Annotated in this window: 9 protein-coding genes and 2 pseudogenes; 3 read left to right on the top strand and 8 right to left on the bottom strand. The window is 70.2% G+C overall.

The features are described 5' to 3' along the window. Positions 1-224: 224 nt before the first annotated feature. Positions 225-2,438 carry a S9 family peptidase gene (locus ETAA1_RS04575; protein ID WP_202920663.1) on the top strand — a complete coding sequence of 738 codons (2,214 nt, stop codon included), beginning with the start codon at positions 225-227 and terminating at the stop codon, positions 2,436-2,438. Between the two features lie 51 nt (positions 2,439-2,489). On the opposite strand, the gene ETAA1_RS04570 is transcribed toward ETAA1_RS04575, so the two are convergent. The 7 genes from ETAA1_RS04570 to ETAA1_RS04540 all read right to left on the bottom strand — a co-directional run bounded on the left by ETAA1_RS04570 (position 2,490) and on the right by ETAA1_RS04540 (position 10,898). Further along, positions 2,490-3,230, bottom strand: a complete 741-nt coding sequence (locus ETAA1_RS04570; RefSeq protein ID WP_202920662.1) for a 3-keto-disaccharide hydrolase — start codon at positions 3,228-3,230, stop codon at positions 2,490-2,492. Positions 3,231-3,408: 178 nt separating this feature from the next. After that, positions 3,409-4,479 (bottom strand): ThuA domain-containing protein, encoded by a 1,071-nt coding sequence (locus ETAA1_RS04565; RefSeq protein ID WP_145234712.1) that lies wholly within the window; start codon positions 4,477-4,479, stop codon positions 3,409-3,411. Between the two features lie 24 nt (positions 4,480-4,503). After that, positions 4,504-6,009 carry a DUF7133 domain-containing protein gene (locus ETAA1_RS04560; RefSeq protein ID WP_145234711.1) on the bottom strand — a complete coding sequence of 502 codons (1,506 nt, stop codon included), beginning with the start codon at positions 6,007-6,009 and terminating at the stop codon, positions 4,504-4,506. Next, positions 5,993-8,317 (bottom strand): c-type cytochrome, encoded by a 2,325-nt coding sequence (locus tag ETAA1_RS04555; protein WP_145234709.1) that lies wholly within the window; start codon positions 8,315-8,317, stop codon positions 5,993-5,995. The genes ETAA1_RS04560 and ETAA1_RS04555 overlap by 17 nt, the downstream gene beginning before the upstream one ends. Before the next feature lie 43 nt (positions 8,318-8,360). Further along, a complete protein-coding gene (locus tag ETAA1_RS04550) occupies positions 8,361-9,785 on the bottom strand; it encodes a DUF1501 domain-containing protein (RefSeq protein ID WP_145234707.1) in 1,425 nt (474 codons plus the stop codon). 236 nt (positions 9,786-10,021) lie between these two features. Then, on the bottom strand, positions 10,022-10,294 hold the full coding sequence (locus tag ETAA1_RS04545) for a hypothetical protein (protein WP_145234705.1): 273 nt from the start codon (positions 10,292-10,294) through the stop codon (positions 10,022-10,024). Between the two features lie 259 nt (positions 10,295-10,553). Further along, positions 10,554-10,898, bottom strand: a complete 345-nt coding sequence (locus tag ETAA1_RS04540; RefSeq protein WP_238389372.1) for a hypothetical protein — start codon at positions 10,896-10,898, stop codon at positions 10,554-10,556. A 66-nt stretch (positions 10,899-10,964) separates the two neighbouring features. Between ETAA1_RS04540 and ETAA1_RS04530 the strand changes: the two are divergent. Together ETAA1_RS04530 and ETAA1_RS04525 are read left to right on the top strand one after the other, a co-directional pair. Continuing rightward, positions 10,965-12,112: pseudogene (locus ETAA1_RS04530) on the top strand (IS3 family transposase); the annotation flags it as partial. 887 nt (positions 12,113-12,999) lie between these two features. After that, positions 13,000-13,548 carry an alpha/beta hydrolase family protein gene (locus ETAA1_RS04525; protein WP_145234701.1) on the top strand — a complete coding sequence of 183 codons (549 nt, stop codon included), beginning with the start codon at positions 13,000-13,002 and terminating at the stop codon, positions 13,546-13,548. On the opposite strand, the pseudogene ETAA1_RS33775 reads toward ETAA1_RS04525, so the two are convergent. Further along, positions 13,518-13,835: pseudogene (locus tag ETAA1_RS33775) on the bottom strand (NAD(P)-binding domain-containing protein); the annotation flags it as partial. The gene ETAA1_RS04525 and the pseudogene ETAA1_RS33775 overlap by 31 nt on opposite strands. Between the last annotated feature and the right edge of the window lie 188 nt (positions 13,836-14,023).

Raw genomic sequence — 14,023 nt, 5'->3', positions numbered from 1 at the left:
CAGGTCGAACCTTCTGTTAGTTCGTGCTGTTATTCCCTCGGCCGCTGCACAACCTGCCGGGCGGTAGCGAACTCCGTACATCCTCTGGGCGGGAACAACTCTCCCTACGGTTCGACGAGGGGCGTGGTTGGCATTGTCATCGACCATGTCCCCCGCGCGGCGTTCGTCACGGGCTTGGTGGGGCTTGGTGGGGTGGGTGCGGCGGTCGAGAAGAGGGACGGACCATGAGGCGGTTCTCCACGGTGATGGCTTTCTGGCTTGCGGTCGCCGGCGCGGCCCCCGCGGCCGACGACCGAACCGGCCGCGGCAAGGTGTTGGCCGATGCCGAGGCGCGGCTGAAAACCATCTACGAGAACCGGGACTTCGCACCAGCCACGTTCCCGGGCAGGTGGCTCGCGGACAGTTCCGGCTACCTGATGCTGGAACCCGCCAAGCCGGGTGCGGAGCCGGAAGTCGTCAGGTACGACGTCAAGACCGGGAAGCGATCCGGACTTATCGGCGCGGATCAACTCGTCGTGCCCGGCTCGAAGCAGCGGCTGTTCGTTCAGCGGTGCTTCCAGACGCCCGTCGAACACAAGTTCTGTCTGGAAACGCGAGCCGGCATCTGGCTGTTCGACTCGAAATCGGCCAAGCTCCACAAGCTACCCGCCGAGGTGCCGGCCGGCCTGTCCTCGGACTCGTTTTCTCCTCGGGTCGATCGCGTTCTCGTCCGGCGTGGCCGGAATCTCGCCGTGGTCGACGCCGCGACGGGGCGCGTCACGCCGTTGACCACGGACGACGACCGGGGCCAGCTGGACAATTACACCCCGAGTTGGAGCCCCGACGGCCGTCGGGTCGCGTACGTCCAGTCGGACTCCACGAAGGTTCGCACCCGACCGGTGCTCCGGCCCACGGACCCGACGTATCCCGAAGTGGCACACGTCCCCTTCGCTCGCGTCGGTACCCCGATCCCGACCCTTCGCGTGGGTGTCGTCGAACGCGAGGGCGGGGCCACACGCTGGGTGAACCTCCCTGCCGAGCCGGGTACGTGTTACATCAACGACGTCAGTTGGGCCGGCAACTCGACGGAACTCCTGATCGAGCTACTCAGCCGATCCCGCGACAACCGCAAGTTCCTGCTCGCCAACGTCGAGACCGGAGAGGTCGCGACGGCGTACGAGGAAACCGATCCCGCGTGGGTCGACGCGAGCTATTCCGCCAACGCGGGGCTCGAGTGGGTTCGCGACGGCAAGGAGTTTGTCCTGCTCAGCGAGCGAGAGGGCTGGCGGCAGGCCTACGTGATTTCCCGAGACGGCAAACAACGGACGCGTCTGACGAAAGACACGTCCGACGTCATCGCCCGCGGGCCGGTCGATGAACCCGGCGGCTGGTTCTACTACCTCGCCTCGCCGAAGAACGCGACCCAGCGCTACCTGTACCGGATCCGCCTCGACGGGACGGGCGATCCCGAGCGGGTGACACCGGCGGACCAGCCCGGAACCCACAGCTACGACTTCTCGCCGGATCGGAAGTGGGCGGTCCACACCTATTCCACCTTCGACAAGCCACCGGTCATCGACCTGGTCCGACTCTCCGACCATCACTCGGAACGGGTCCTGGAGGCGAACGAAGGGGTTCGGACACGCGCCGGCCCGCTGATCACCCGGCCGACGGAGTTCTTGAAGCTCGACATCGGGAACGGCGTGGTGATGGACGCGTGGATGATCAAGCCGCGCGACTTCGACGAGAAAAAGAAGTACCCGGTCTTCGTCTTCGTGTACGGCGAGCCGCACGGCCAGACGGTCCTCGACGACTGGGCCGGCGGCCAGAATCACTCGATGTTCCACCGCATGATCGCGGACCTCGGCTACCTCGTCGTGTCGATGGACGGCCGCGGCACGCCGGCACCCAAGGGGGCCGCCTGGCGGCGAGCCGTGTTCGGAAGCCTCGGCCCGCTTTCGACCGAGGAACAGGCGGCGGGGGTGCGGGAGCTGGGCCGCACGCGGTCGTACGTCGACCTGTCGCGGGTGGGCATCTGGGGCTGGAGCGGCGGCGGCTCGAACACCTTGAACGCGATGTTCCGCAAGCCGGACGTGTACCACGTCGGCATCGCGGTGGCACCGAAGCCGCGCCCGGAATTGTACAACGCCTGGTTTCAGGAAATCTTCATGCGGACCCCCGACGTGAACCCGGACGGGTACCGCAGGGCCGCGGCCATCAACTTCGCGGACGGCCTGCGTGGGGACCTGTTGATCGTTCACGGGACCGGCGAAACCAACACCCACCTTCAAATCACCGAGAGCCTCGTGGATCGACTCGTCGAACTCGGCAAGCGATTCGACTACATGGCCTATCCCAACCGCGACCACGGCTTGCGCGAGGGTAAGGGCACCGCGGTCCACCTCCGGATGCTGATCACGCGATACCTGATCGACCATCTGCCCGCGGGCCCGCGGTGAGGGCCGAGCCACCGCCGCGCCCCCGCCGGCCGCCTTGCGGTAGGCGAGGGCTCATTTTTCGCCCGGTTCGTACACGAAGGCGCGGTCGTCCGCCGGGAGCACCCAGACGTTGCGGAACTTCACCGGGTTGCCGTGGTCCTGCAGAAACACCGGGCCGGTCGCCGTCTTCGTCTGTCGGTCCCGGATCTTGTCCAGGTACGGGGTGTTGCCGAACCGGAACGGGTGGAACGTCGATTTGGGCTCGCCGAACCCGGTGTCGTCCTGCACCTTCTTCCCGTTGAACCAGACCGTAACGGTCCCCTTCTCGGTAATCTTGCCGGCGTCGTCCCGTCGCGGGGCGCGGTACCGGATGTCCAACACCTGCCACTCGCCCGGCTTGCGGCACGCGTTTTCCGCGGGCGCCGCGAACCCGTAGAGGGAGCCGGCGTCCTCCTGGGTGACCTTCGCCTTGCCGAACGAGTTCAGGATCTGGACCTCGTAGTGCCCGTGGATGTACACGCCGCTGTTCCCCGGCCCCTTCTCCGGCAGCAGGAACTCGACGTGGATGTCGGCGTCCCGGAAGTGCAACTTGGAGACGAGGTGGTTCTGGTTCCTCTTGTTGGACGTCGAGGTGGCCACGCCGTCCTCCACCGGCCAATCGATCTTCCCGCCCGCCATGCTCAGGAACGAGTGCTTCCCCGTGCCGTCGAGGAGCACGGTCGCGCCCTTGGGCGCCGGAACCGGGAGCGTACGCTGGTCCGGTTTGAAGTCCGGCGCTGCGAGTGCCAGCGCGAGTAGAAGGGGAGTTTTCATACAGTCGGCTCCGTCGGTGCGGTCCATGGAGACGTTAGTTGCCGCGTTCGTCCCGGCTCACGTCCACGTCGTTCTTCTGCTTCGGCCTCGGGGTGCGGTCCAGGCATCGCGTGCGATCGGCGAAGGACCCGGGCGCCACCGGCATGACGCCGCCGGCGCCCCCGGCACCGAGTGCAGTCTACTTGTAAATGCTCGGCGGCCGTGGCACGACGTTGAGTTTCGCGTAGTTGAACCCACTCCCCGGCGGCTGGTACTCGCCGACCAGATCGACCTTCGAGGCCGGGTCGATTTTCTCTTCCAGCCCGAGGCACCAGTAGGCGGCGTTGACCGTCAACCGCCGCAGGCCGGGGTTGCGGTAGTCTTCCGCGCTCCCCATCGTGGTGTGGAACACCCGGGCCGTCTTCCTCGTGTTGCCGGTCCAGGTCTTGACCCAGGCCACGGGCAGCGCGATCAGGTCGGGGTTGGGCGCGTCGTCGGGGTTCCGGCCCTTGAGCGGCTGGCCGTCGAGCAGCGGCGTGCAGCCGGCCGGGAGTGCGCCGCCCACCTTGTACGTGCGGTACACGTCCGTCAGCCCCCAGACGTCGCGCACGCCCTTCAGGACCGGGTGGTTCTTATTCTGTTCGACGATCACGCCGCGCGTCGAGTCCGCCTGCCAGCGGCCGTGGTGGCTGCGGAACGACCCGCCGAGCACGTCCTCGCCGAAGTCGACCCGCTTGCCGTCCATCTTGTACTCGAAGCCCAGGAAGCCGTGGTTCGCGGTCCGGATGCCGATGACCGGCTTGCCCGAATCGAGGTACCTGTAGACGTGCGCGAGTTGCCGGTCGGGGAGCGACAGGAGTCGGGTGAAGAAGACGACCAGGTCCGCCTTGTCGAGGTGTTCCAGACCCGGGACGTTGTGCGTGACGGTCTTGTCTTCCCAGCGAATCTTCATCGTCGGGTCGACCTCGCCCTTGTCGTTCACGCCGAACAGCACGGTGCAGTGGAAGCCGTGGTGCTTGGCGAGTAGCCGGGCGAGCATCGGCAGGGCGTACTCGCTCCGGTACTCCTGGTCGGCGGCGACGAAGACGACGTGCTTCCCCTTCCCGGGGCCGTCGCCGCCCGGGTAGGTGAGCCACAACGGGCTCTCGGGCACCGGGTGGGCGGCCGCGGGCGAGGGGCGACCCGGGGCTGCCACGAGCGCGAGCGCCGCGACCGTCAGGCCGACGTAGCGGGGTGCGTGGGGAAGACGGCGGACGACGGCTGACAGCATGACGGGTGCCGCGTAGGAGGATGGCTACTTCGCCGCCGGGATCTCGTTGAGCGTGTAGTACGCGTGCCGGTGCAGGAGGGTTTCGTTGTCCCGCGCGCGGAGGGCCCCGAGGTCGAACTCGTGGACGTGCCCGCGGGCCAGGGTGCTCAGCACCAGACTCGCCGACAGCCCGTCGGGGGCGAGGGTCACCCGCTCGACCGTCGGGGTCGTCCGCTCGATCTCCGGCCCGCCGTACCCCCGGTGGTACGGGTGGGTGAAGGTGGACACCCGGTACGCCTTCGGGTCGCCGCCGGTTGCCGCGTCCACCGCCTTCGTGAACGCGACCTTGAAGCCCGTCGACTCGGCGGTGACGCGCTGGATCTCGAACGGCACCTTCCCGCTCCAGTCGAGCCGTTCGAGGGCGAACGGCTTGATCCCGCGGACCGGCCAGCCGCGGTTCGTGCCGCCGCAGATCAGGCTCCCGCCCTTGGTAAACTCGACGTTCAGGATGCCGGTCGAGAGCCCCTCGCGGAACGGGTAGCAGGCGCCCTGCCACACGCCGTTCACCTGCTCGGTGGTGGCCCGCATGATCACCGACAGGGTGTAGTCGCCGAGGAACATCTGGCCGTCGAACGGCCCGAACTTGCCGGCCGTGCCGTTCACCGAGAACCCGGTGATCGACCGGCCCATGCGGACGTACGGGAAGATGACTGCTGGCGGGGAGAGTTGCTTCACCCGGTCCCGCTCGACGACGACCCGCGAGCCGGACCTGGGCATTTCAGGGACCGGGCCGAGCTCCGGTGCGAACTTGTACCAGTTGAAGCTCGCCGGGTGCCCCTGGAAGCTGCCCGGGGCGACCGGCTTCAGGCTGCACGAGCAGTTCCACGGCCCCTGGCTCTCGGCGTAGAAGAGCGCCCCGTGCTCGTTGTACCCGATCCCGCCCGGGCTCCGCAGCCCGCTGGCCAGCGCCCGCGTCTTGCCGTCGGGGCTGATCTGCAGCACGAACCCGCGGAACAGCGCGTACGAGTCGTAGGAGTTCGACAGCCCGAGCGCCACGTGCAGGTTCCCGGCCTTGTCGAACTTCGAGCCGAAGGCGTACTCGTGGTAGTTCGCGTAGCCCCAGGCGTCGGACACCGTCTCGAACCGGTCGGCCTTGCCGTCGCCGTTCGTGTCGGTCACGCGCGTGAGTTCGCAGCTCTGCGTGACGTAGAACGCGCCGTCCTTGTAGGCGAGCCCGAAGACCTCGTCGAGCCCGGTGGCGAAGAGGTGGTACGCCGGGTCCGGCCGCTTCTCGTCGACCCCGCTCAGGATGTGGATCTCGCCGTGCCGCGTGCCGACCGCGATGCGGCCGTCCGGGAGCGGGCAGAACGCGCCGGCCTCGACCACCAGCCCCTTGGGGATGGGGACGTTCACGACCGGGTAGTACTCCCGCTCGCGCTCCTCGGTGCCCCACCGGCCGCCCACGTCCTCGGCCCCGGCCGGGACCGGGGCGAGGGCGCAGGCCGCGGCGAGAACCAGCACCCGGCCGAACCGGCTATGGGAGGATGTCATAGGTCAGTGTCCGGGTGGATCGGCCTGCGGGAATGTCGAGCCTGAGCAGCAGTTCCTTCGCCCGCGGGTCGGCGGCGGTCGGGCGGAGGACGAACGGCACCGGCGGGACACCGACCCGCAGGTCGGGGGTCTTGAACACGACCTTCGATTCGGCCTCGACCTTCCCCGTGAGCGCCCGGAACCACACGGTCCGGGCCGCGGGCGAGTCGAACGACAGCTGGCGGACCAGACGGGGTTTCTCGTCGGGGTTTTCTGCCGCCGACCGGTCCCCGACCTCGACGTCGCCGGTGCGGTACAGGAAGGTCGGGACCGCGGCGGCGTCGAGCTGATACCCCTTGAACTGGTAGCCGCCGTTCTTCGCGTACAGCGGGTCGGGGTTGGCCGGCACGTCCTTGTTCGTCACTGGCCGGAGCGGCCAGGCGGCCCGCTCGTCGGCGAGGGCGTAGAAGGAGAGGTCCTGGGCGAGTTGAACGGCCTTGGCGGCGGGGTTGAACCCGCCCGACCCCTGCCCCCCTCGGTTGACGCGCACGAAGTCGCCCCGCCAGAGCGCCGACAGCGTGCCCGTCTCGGCGTTGAAGGCGTAGTTCAACTTGTCCGGGAACCCGACCGCGATCCCGCGGTAGCCGGCCACACTGCTGCGACCGCGGTACGTGCGGGCGGCGTCGGTGACGGTCAGGAGCGTGTCGGCGGAGCGCATCCCGGACGGGTCGGCGGCCGACGTGCCGAGCGACAGATAGTACCAGATCGACTCGATCTGCCGGTCGGTGTCGCCGTCCAGAATCTTCGTGTGGACGGCCTTCCCGCCGGGCCACGAGGTTGGCATGACGGTCCGCGGCCGGAAGGCGCTCGGGTCGCGGAGGAACTGGTAGAACCAGGCCGGCTGGAGCCGCTGGGTGCTCGTCAGCAGTTCGATCCCCTCGCGGTTCGGCGCCTTGCCGTTGAAGCTGTGGCAGGCGATGCAGTTCAACCCCTGGTCGCCGACGAGGTCGCGGCCGGCGGCCCGCATCACGCGCTCCCGGTCCCGCTCCTGCTGGTCCCCGCCCTCGGCCCGGGGGAGGCGGAACTCGACCCCCTTGACGGTGTCGAGCGCGGCGAACAGGTCCGGCAGGTGGCGCAGGTTCGGCTCCCCGAACTGGGGCATGCGGGTCGTCATGTACGGCCGCACGCCGTCGCCGTCGAACAGGACCTTCTGCATCGCCACCCGCTGGAGCTTGGCCCCGACGAGCGTCAGCGGGGGCGGGATGCGGCCCTCGTCGCCCAGCTCCTTCTCGCTCGCCCGGAAGAACTCGTCGAGCCCCTCGGACACCCCGCCGTAGTTGTCCCGCTTGTGGCAGCCGACGCAGTTGAACGCGACGAGCGTCGTCGCCAGCCGGTCCTTGTCGGACGCCGGCGCGGCCGGGGCCGCGAGCGCCGCGCGGACCGCCTTCGCTTGCGCCGCACTCAGGCCGAAGCGCGGCGCCTTGCCCGGCTGATCGGACAGACACCCGCGGGCCGCGTCCGCCCCGTCGAGCGGGCGGACCGGGGGGGCCGGCGGAACACCGCCGAGCGTATGGCAGGCCGCGCAGTTCAGCCGCCGGAAGTGCTCTTTGCCGAGGGCGACGAGGTCGGCCCGCGGCTCCAGCGCCGCGACCTTCGTGGCCGTCGCTCCCACCAAGTAGGCGGCGACCGCGTCGGCCTCGGCGGGCGTCAGCTTCATGTCCGGCATCCGGCCCGACGGCCGGACGCGGGTGGGTTCGCGGAGGAAGCCTCTCAGCGACGGGTGGCTGTACTTCTCGGGCACGTGCCCCAGCCCGACGACCGCTTCGGCGGCGACCTCCTTACCGGCGTCGTCGCGGGGGGAATGACAGACGACGCAGCCGACCGAGTGGAACAGCGCCTTCCCGGCGGTCGGGTCGCGGTCGGCGAACGGCTGGCGGGTGAATTTCCCCGGCGACTGGGCGACGAGGAAGTGCGTGAGGGCCTCGGCAATTCTCTCCCGCTGCCCGGCCGGTTCGGCCGCGAGCAGGTCGGGCATGGGCGTGCCGGGGTGCGCCGCCGCCGGCGCGGCCAGGAACCGCCGCAGGTAGTCCGGCGCGACCCGGGCGCCGACGTCCGATAGGTCCGGGGCGGATCGATCGATCGCCGGAGCGGTGTCCTTCCCGCCGTGGCAGGCCGCGCACCGCAACTCGCTCATCAAGAGCCGACCGACCTGCGGTTCGGTCAGCGGGTGCGTGTTGGAAAGGCCCGGGACGACGGGCGCGGCGGCCGCCGGGGAAGCGGCGACAGCGACGGCCGCCACCGCGAGCAGGGCAGACCCGAACGGCTTCACGCGAGTTCCTCACACCGACCGGAATGCGGGGCGGGGCGGCGGGTCACACGATCCCGGGGATCGGGGCGCCGAGGTGGCCGAAGTACACCGGCCGGTTGCTCGCCGTGTACACCGGCTTCGCGCGGTCGATGCCGAGCTTCTCGTAGATCGTGCTGGCGTAGTCCTCGGGCGTGTACGCCGCGTCGACGACGTACCCCCCGTCGCGGTCGGTGCGGCCGATCACCTGCCCGCCGCGGACGCCCGCCCCGGCGAACACGATCGAGTACGCGTGCGTCCAGTGGTCGCGGCCCCGCGCCTTGTTGATCTTGGGGGTGCGGCCGAACTCCGACACGAAGCAGACCAGCGTCTCGGCCAGGAGCCCGCGCTGGTCGAGGTCGCGGACGAGCGCCGCGAACGCCCGGTCCACGCTCCCCATCATCACCCAGTGGCCGATCCCGTACCGCCCCGCCCCGGCCCCGGTCGCGCCCGGCAGCTCGCACGTGCCGGTGGCGTAGATGTGGTCGTGGTGGTCCCAGTTCAGGTTGCCGCCGCGCGGGGTGTCGGCGAGTTGCGGCCAGCGGGTGTCCACGGTGACGAACCGCACCCCGGCCTCGATCAGCTTCCGGCCCACGAGGTAGCACGCGCCGCGGTGGCCCGGGCCGTACGCGTCGCGCACCCGCGGCGGTTCCTTCTTGAGGTCGAAGGCGTCGGACACCTTCGGGCTGGTGAGCATGTCGAACGCCTGGTCGTAAAACCGGTCCATCCCCTGGACGTCCGTCAGCGATGCGCCTGAGCCGAGCGGCTGGCGGTCGAGCGCGTCCCGCAGCCCGTGCCGGCCGCCGAGCCGGTCGCTCTGGTTTTCGCGGACCGGGACGAGGCCGTCGAGTTTCCACGCCGGGTCGGCGAGGTTCCGGCCGCCGGTCTTGAACACCTTCGTCCCGGCCGGCAGGAACCCGGTCCGCGCCTCGGCCGCCTGCTCGTGGTTCCCCGGGACCATGACGTACGGCGGGAGGTACTTGCACTCCGACCCGATCACGTGGGACACGACCGAGCCGATGTCCGGCATCGTGAGCGGGGACGCGGCGGGGTGGGCGCCGGAGAGGGCGTACTGGGTGCCGTTCGGGTGGGCGTCGGCCCCGCCGCGGGAGTGGTGCATCCCCCGTACCACGGCGAGCTTGTCGGCGACGTCGGCGGTGTGCGGTAGGAGGTCCGTGAACCGGACGCCGGGCACCCGCGTGGCGATCGGCCGGAACGGGCTGCGGTGATCGACGAACGCCTCCGGCTTCGGGTCCCACGTGTCCATGTGGGACAGCCCGCCCTGCTCGTAGAGCACGAGCACGTTCTTCGCGGCCGGTTTCGCGCCCGCGCCGGCCGCCGCCAGGCACTCCGGGAGCGACAGCCCCAGAACGGACGCGGCGCCGAGTTTCAGCGCCGAGCGGCGTGAGACGCCGGCGCCGGCGCGGCGGGCGAACCAGTCGGGCAGCGGCATCGGGACTCCGGGCGGGACCGCGGCGGGGACCGGGTGCGGGCGGGTGGCTGCTACTCTAGGATGCCCGACAGGCGCGGCAAATGGAAGCGGATACCGGGGGAGTCGGTCCCGGTCCGCGGCGGACGGTCACGCCGGGAGGCGACCCGCCGCTCGGGCAGCCGGAGCCTCTGCGGGGCCGCGACCCGACCTGGCGGGCGGACGCCCGGGCCGGGTCGCCTCCGCGCCCAGGTCGGCAGTCATCCCGGCCGCGTACCCGCGGAGGCGCTGCACCACGTCGGGGTTCGCGGGCGCCACTCGGTGGATTCGCCCACGTCCGCCTCCGCGTCGTACACCGCGCCGGTGGCGAGGAACAGCTTCCACTTGCCCGCCCGGACGGCGTCGATCGCCGCGGCCGACTTTTTCCTGTAGAAGTCGCGCTCGACGAGCGGCGCGACGAGGCAGGCGAACTCGGCGTAGCCGGCGGCGGGGAAGTGGCAGCCGCCGGGCGGGTCGATCCCGAGCGTGGACATCACGCTAAGGTTCGAGAACGCCGTCGGCAGCGTCCGCTGCACCTCGCGGAGGCGGTTGTCCGAGCCGTTGATGCCGATCGAACACGACCTCAGCCAGATCCGGCGGCGGGAGGCACAGAGATTGGGTTGAGATGGGGTAGGGAGCAGGTCGTCATACAACTCTGGCACTGCCAGAGTTGCCGTAGAAAGCCGTGAAAAAGGCTCAACTATGTAGGAAGTCTGGAAGCGATTACAACCGCTCGGATTCGACGGTGGTGTCCTACTGTCCTTGCACAGCCGGGAATGCCAACCATTCGGCCAACGACCACACGTGGTCGGTCAATCCGGCCGCCATCGCCGGGGTTCTCGATCGCCACCGGCCGTCGGCATCGCGCTCCCGGAGCGTCTCCACCGGCCAGCAGAAGTTGTAGCTGAAGTAACTGAACGTCGTCGCCGCCCGGTGGACCTTCCAGTCCTTCGAGAAGGCGTAGCTCTTCCGAACCTTCCGGCTACACCGGTTCCGGTCGGTCCCGTTGTGCCGCTCCACGAAGCACGTGTTCACCGCCGTGCTGACAGCCCACGCCACCAACGCCAGGGCCACGGCCTCGACCGTCCCGAACACCACCCGTGACCCTCCCCAAGTTTCGTGGAGTCGAAGTTAACGGTGTATGCTCCGAGGAGGAGTACACCGATGGCCCGACTGCGTGCGACGTACACCGCCGAGTTCAAGCTCCGCGCGGTAAAGATGATCACCGACCAGAAGCTCTCCGTCGCCGAGGCCGCACGCCGCCTCGGGGTCAACGAGAACGTCCTCCACGAGTGGCGGAAGGCCCACCGGGGTCGCGGCGACGCCGCCTTCCCGGGGCACGGCAACCCGTCCCCGGCCGACGAGGAGCTCCGCCAACTCCGCGCCGAGAACGCACGACTTCGTGCCGAGCGGGACTTGTTAAAAAAAGCCGCCGCGTACTTCGCCAACCCGCCGACCTGACGTTCCGGTTCGTCGCCGACCACGCCGCCGAGTGGCCGGTCGGGTGGATGTGCGACGCCCTGGAGGTGTCGGCCAGCGGGTACTACGCCTGGGCGTCACGGGCCGACAGCGCGGCCGAGCAGCGGCGGCGGGAGCTGGTCGCGGCGATCCGGGAGGTCCACGCCGAGGTGAGGGAGCGGTACGGCAGCCCGCGCATGACCGCCGAGTTGAACGCCCGGGGTCAGGCGTGCTCGGAGAACGCCGTGGCCAAGCTCATGACGGCCCACGAAATCCGGGCGAGAACGCCGCGTCGGTTCGTGCGGACGACGGACTCGGGGCACGCCCACCCGGTCGCCGACAACCGACTCGACCGGGACTTCACGCCGGCCCGCCCGAACGCCGCCTGGTCGGCCGACATCACCTACGTCCCGACCCGCGAGGGGTGGGTGTACCTGGCCGTCGTCGAGGACCTGTTCAGCCGGATGATCGTGGGGTGGAGCATGGCGGCGACGATGGAGAGCCGGCTGGTCGTGGACGCCCTGGAGTTGGCGTTGGCCCGCCGCCGTCCCGGGGTCGGGCTGCTCGCGCACTCGGACCGCGGGAGCCAGTACGCGAGCGAGCACTACCAACGCGTCCTCACCGGGGCCGGGATCGTGTGCAGCATGAGCGGGGTGGGGCAGTGTTGGGATAACGCCCCGGTCGAGAGCTTCTTCGGCCGGCTGAAGTGCGAGGTCGGGATCGCGCCGGGCACGATGTTCGCCGCCCGGGAGGACGCCCAGGCCGTGATCTTCGAGTACCTGGAAGTGTTCTACAACCGCGTCCGCCGCCACTCCTCCCTGGGGTTCGTGTCCCCCGAGGAGTTCGAGCGGACGTACCACCAGACCCACCGTTCACTTCGACTCCATTTTTCTTCGGGAAGATCAGTGGTCGGGAACAGGTCGTCCCGGTACCGGTACGCCGCGAACGCCCCCGGCTTGCGTGCGGTCTTGGGATCCATCCCGGACCGGAGGGCGGCGACGGCGCGGGGCGTGCCCCGCGCGTCCAGTCGCCGCAACGTGCGAACCTGTTGATCCGTGACACGCATGCCGAACCCTCGAACCCCTGGGGTCGGTCCGCGTAGCCACACCGGCGATCGGGAGGTCACGCGGCGGGAAATGGAATTGTCGTTGAAGGGGAAACCCGGCTGTCGCCAATCACCCGGCTGACCTCACACAGCGAGGCGTCCGGCCGGCCGGGGCTGACCCGGTTGATGGAGCGGTGTACGGCGACCGGCAGGCGAGTCTTTCCCGGGAAGCTCGTGGCCTGCGAGGTCTCCGGCGGGCGAATCCTGCCCGGGGAGGCGGGCGTGTGTACGGTCACCGGCAGGCGGGTGCGGCGGTCCCGCCTGGTGGCGTGCGACAAGACCGGGAACCTCGCCCTGGACACCGAGGTCGCCGGGTCGGACCTGTCAGGGCGGGTCGTCCTGCGGTCGCTTCTGGTCCGCTCGGACCTACCCCACAACGGGCCGGGCTCGCGGAGGAGACGGTGCGGTGCGAGGTCACCAGCCGGCGGCTGCTGCGGGACGAGGTCGGACTGTCGGCCGTGTCAGGCCGGCGGGCCGGGCGGGATCTGCTGGCGGGGTCGGCCGCGTCGGGCGGCCTGGCCTTGGCCGACGAGCTCGTAACCTGCGAGGAGTCGGGGGCCAAACTGCTCCCGGCCGAGGCCGCCCGCTGCTCCGAAACCGGGGCTCAGGTCGCTCCCCCCAGTGAGGTGTGTGCCGATGAGACGCACGTTCAGGCCCGGGATGCTCCGGGGTGCCGCCATCGTCGCCGTGTTCCTGGCCGCGGCCGGCGCGCTCCGGTCGGCGGACGACGTGCCCTTTGTCGCCCGCCTGGACAAGACCGAGCAGCGGTACGTCGTGGTACGGCCGAAGGGGTTCGACGCGGCGCTGGCCAACACCGCCGTTGTCGCCCTCCACGGCCACGGCTCCGACCGCTGGCAGTTCGTGACGCAGGACCGCGGCGAGTGCAAGGGGACGCGGGATGTGGCCGCGGCGCACGGCTTTCTCCTCGTCTGCCTCGACTACCGGGCGAAGACCTCGTGGATGGGGCCGGCGGCCGAGGCCGACGTGCTGCAGATCCTGGACGAGCTGAGGGCGAAGTACGGGGTGCGGCGGGTGGTCGTGGCCGGCGGGTCGATGGGCGGGACGGCCGCCCTCGCGTTCGCCGCCCTCCTCCCCGACCAGGTGGCCGGGTGCGCGTCGCTGAACGGCTCCGCGAACGTGGTCGAGTACGAGGGCTCCTTCGCCCGGCGGATGTCGTCCACGTAGTACGAGTTCCCGCCGTCGATCACCACGTCGTCCGGGGCCAGGAGGGGGACGAGGTCGGCCGGGGTGGCGTCCACCACCCCGGCCGGGAACATCAGCCATATGGCCCGCGGCCGGGTCAGCTTCTGCACGAACTCGGCGAGGGTGGCGGCCCCGGTCGCCCCGCCGGCGGCGACCCGCGCGACCGCTTCGGCCGACCGGTCGTGGGCGACGCAGGTGTGCCCGCCGCGGAGCAGCCGCTCGACGATGAACCCGCCCATCCGGCCCAGCCCGATCATCCCGAGTTGGATCACGACCTCGCTTTTCAGAGACGCCCGGGAGCACGGGCCGGCGACCCGCGTGCGCGTCGATCGACTGCCGCTTCCCGGGTGAGTTACGAGCACGAGCGGCGGGGTACAACCCATTCGGCCCGTCGGCGGCCGCCCGGCGGGTGTGACGATGCCCCGGCGTACCCGCCCGGCGCGCCGGGGCCGATGTC

Source organism: Urbifossiella limnaea (assembly GCF_007747215.1).
Taxonomy (GTDB): domain Bacteria; phylum Planctomycetota; class Planctomycetia; order Gemmatales; family Gemmataceae; genus Urbifossiella; species Urbifossiella limnaea.
The sequence above is the reverse complement of the archived record's forward strand: the minus strand, read 5'-3'. Positions and strand labels throughout refer to the sequence as shown.

Excerpts from the sequence above, each read along its gene's own strand:
- ETAA1_RS04575 (WP_202920663.1), top strand. The coding sequence starts at position 225 with ATGAGGCGGTTCTCCACGGTGATGGCTTTCTGGCTTGCGGTCGCCGGC.
- ETAA1_RS04570 (WP_202920662.1), bottom strand. The coding sequence starts at position 3,230 with ATGAAAACTCCCCTTCTACTCGCGCTGGCACTCGCAGCGCCGGACTTC.
- ETAA1_RS04565 (WP_145234712.1), bottom strand. The coding sequence starts at position 4,479 with ATGCTGTCAGCCGTCGTCCGCCGTCTTCCCCACGCACCCCGCTACGTC.
- ETAA1_RS04560 (WP_145234711.1), bottom strand. The coding sequence starts at position 6,009 with ATGACATCCTCCCATAGCCGGTTCGGCCGGGTGCTGGTTCTCGCCGCG.
- ETAA1_RS04550 (WP_145234707.1), bottom strand. The coding sequence starts at position 9,785 with ATGCCGCTGCCCGACTGGTTCGCCCGCCGCGCCGGCGCCGGCGTCTCA.
- ETAA1_RS04545 (WP_145234705.1), bottom strand. The coding sequence starts at position 10,294 with ATGTCCACGCTCGGGATCGACCCGCCCGGCGGCTGCCACTTCCCCGCC.
- ETAA1_RS04525 (WP_145234701.1), top strand. The coding sequence starts at position 13,000 with ATGAGACGCACGTTCAGGCCCGGGATGCTCCGGGGTGCCGCCATCGTC.